At 59.6% G+C, this 2,643-nt stretch carries 2 protein-coding genes; one reads left to right on the top strand and one right to left on the bottom strand.

The window, feature by feature from the left end:
- Positions 1 to 174 precede the first annotated feature (174 nt).
- The gene (gene minC / locus AC1DX0_RS34335; RefSeq protein WP_477223652.1) at positions 175 to 1,005 is read right to left on the bottom strand and encodes a septum site-determining protein MinC; all 831 of its coding nucleotides are present in this window, start codon (positions 1,003 to 1,005) and stop codon (positions 175 to 177) included.
- 644 nt (positions 1,006 to 1,649) lie between these two features.
- Between minC and AC1DX0_RS34330 the strand changes: the two genes are divergently transcribed.
- Positions 1,650 to 2,042 (top strand): hypothetical protein, encoded by a 393-nt coding sequence (locus AC1DX0_RS34330; protein WP_477223651.1) that lies wholly within the window; start codon positions 1,650 to 1,652, stop codon positions 2,040 to 2,042.
- Positions 2,043 to 2,643: the final 601 nt, after the last annotated feature.

The raw sequence follows: 2,643 nt of genomic DNA, 5'->3' as shown, positions 1-2,643 counted from the left end.
GTCTTGGCCACGGCCGCTCCAAGTGCAGCCGTCGAGGTGGTCTTGCCGACGCCCCCCTTGCCCGAAGTGACCACCACTACCTTGCCCATTGAAAAGCCTCCGTTGTTGTTCGTTTTGTTGTCCCGGCCGCCCTGACGGCCTTATTCAGTCAGCCGCTTCAGCTCCCAAGCCGCTTCAGCTCAGTGTCTCGACGCGCAGGCCGTCGCCGTCGAGGAAGGCCTGCACCGGCTTGCCGCGCGACACCCCTTCCATCTCCTCGGCGGTGATGTACCAGCCGTCGACCGACAAAAGCTCGGCCTCGTTGCGGCGGCAGAAGATGCGTGCGCTGGTGTTGCCCAGCGCCCCTGCCGAAGCGCGCCCGCGCAGCGTGCCGTAGACATGGATCGAACCGGCGGCGACGATCTCCGAACCGGACGCGACCGAGCCCAGCACGATGACATCGCCATGCGCATGCATGATCGCCTGGCCGGAACGGATCGGCGCCTTGATCATCAGCGTGCCCGAATCGTAGTGCGAAACCTGCGGCTCGCTTTCCCCGGTCTTGCTTGCGCCAGCCTTGCCCTTCGCAGCGATGCCGGCGTCCGCACGGCCGTCCATGCGGTGGTCCGGCGCCCTGCCCTCGGTCTTGCCCTCCGATGTGCCGGAAACCTCTTGCCCACCCTTGCGGCCAGGCAGCAGCCCATCCGTCGTCGCCTCCTTGGCGCCGACCAGCAAAGGCGGCAGTTCGGGGCCGAGCACAGCCCCGTCAAGCTCGATGGCATAGATGCGAATGCCGCGCGTACCAAGCTCCGCCACCAGCGCCGCGATCTCGCTCGGCTGCGGCTTCAGCACATTCAGATCCAGCAGCACCGGCCGCCCGGCAAAATAGCCCGGCGAATTGCCGATCCAGTGATCCAGCCCCTGCAGCCACTCCGCCATGGGCGCTTCCGGGGTCAAGGTGAAAGCGACGAAAGAGCGGGCACGAAAGCGAATGGATTTGGCCTCGAGGGGAGCGGCAAAGGTCACGGCTGGCGAATCCTTACTGAGAGGTAAACGCTAGCGAGGGAATGGTTAACGAATGGTTAATGGGAGGGTGGGTGCAGGAGCGTTGAAATTAAGGTTGCTGACAGAGCCCTGCCGACCTTTGCGGCGAGTGAGCCGGCTGCGCATTCGGTAGCCTCAACGCCACTGGCATAAAACCGCAAGTGCGACGAATGGCCAGCGCCTGTTGTCAAAAATAGTCGTGTGTAACGCACTGCCCAATACTTGTGCAAATTCATGCACTACGTAATGGTGCCGGCGGGTGGATTTATTGAAAGAGTGGGGGACTAGTGAAACGCGTTGTTTTGACAATATCGGTGTTGGCCGGCCTAGCAGGCTGCGCCACACCGCCGGAGAGGATTTCGGGAATTCCAAATTCCGGCCCCTGCACACAGGCTGATAGGGAGCGCCTCGCCGTCATATCCAACCAGCAGAACAAGGCTGCGACTGGAGATGCGTTAGGAGTGTTCTTGATTGGTGTGCCGGTGGCGTCGATGTCGGGAGGTGATCATGAGGCCGAGATCGCGGTGCTTAAGGGACGGTGTGGTCCGCCAAGAACTTAATGGCTACCCAGACACTTCACGCCAGGCGCTGATGTTGCATGGATCCCACCTGAAGGGAGCGAGATAATGGATATCGCATCTGGATTGGCGTTGCTTGCCCAAGCGACGGGCATAGTGAAAGACCTTAGGGAGATTGACAAAGGCTTCAACGTGGCCGCCCTGAAGTCGCAGATGGCTGACCTCTACGGCACGCTCGCAGATGTTAAGATTGCACTATCCGATGCTCGCGAAACAATCCATGATCGAGATCAAAAGATCAAAGATCTGGAAGAAAAGATAGCGTCGCTCACCTCAGGCGAAGCATGTCCGATATGCGATACCGGACGAATGAAAGTAATTTCTTCTCACGCGCACCCCTTTCTCGGGCCGGCGGGGATGCAGGAGCGAACCATAAGGTGCAGCAGCTGCGGCCACACGGAAGATCGCTTGCACGATCCGAACGGTCCACCAAGGCGTTAATATTCTTGGCGCTCGTGCTACGAAATCTAGGTACTTGTCCGCCATGATGGCGCCCCGACGACGGGGCCTCGCACTTTCTTCGCCTTTGGGCGCTTAGCTGACTTCTTTTCGTCTGCCACATACACCTTCACGGACTTTGCCACCGGGCGGCTCACGTCTAGCACGAACAGTTTTGTCCTCCCGTCAATTGGTCGCGGCGACAGTTCAGCCAGGAGCCGCAACATATCGGCCGCGCTTTCTGGGACCGCCTTACCAGCAAGCCTTGGGGGATTATAGTGAGCAAGTCTGCCGAACCAGACGACCAAAAAGATGCCGCGACCCTCTGCGCGATACTCGCGCACATAGTTGTCTTCTAGCTGCTGACAAGCGGCTGTCCAGACCTGAGTATGCCACTGCCCTTTAACTTCGATGGGTATGTCCATGGTGCCCGAGATACACAGCACGTCGCACCTCGTATTGTGGGGCATCGTAGATTCCGGAAGCGACCTTACCCCACGACGTTCCAGCCGATGGTGGATACCATCGATAATTCTGTCGCGGCAGTAGTTCTCCTCTTGCGGTCTTGACCCACTCCAGAATGGCTCTGCAGCTTGTGTGGTTC

This window comes from Mesorhizobium sp. P3_A9 (assembly GCF_056402975.1).
The sequence above is the reverse complement of the archived record's forward strand: the minus strand, read 5'-3'. Positions and strand labels throughout refer to the sequence as shown.

Excerpts from the sequence above, each read along its gene's own strand:
- AC1DX0_RS34330 (WP_477223651.1), top strand. The coding sequence starts at position 1,650 with ATGGATATCGCATCTGGATTGGCGTTGCTTGCCCAAGCGACGGGCATA.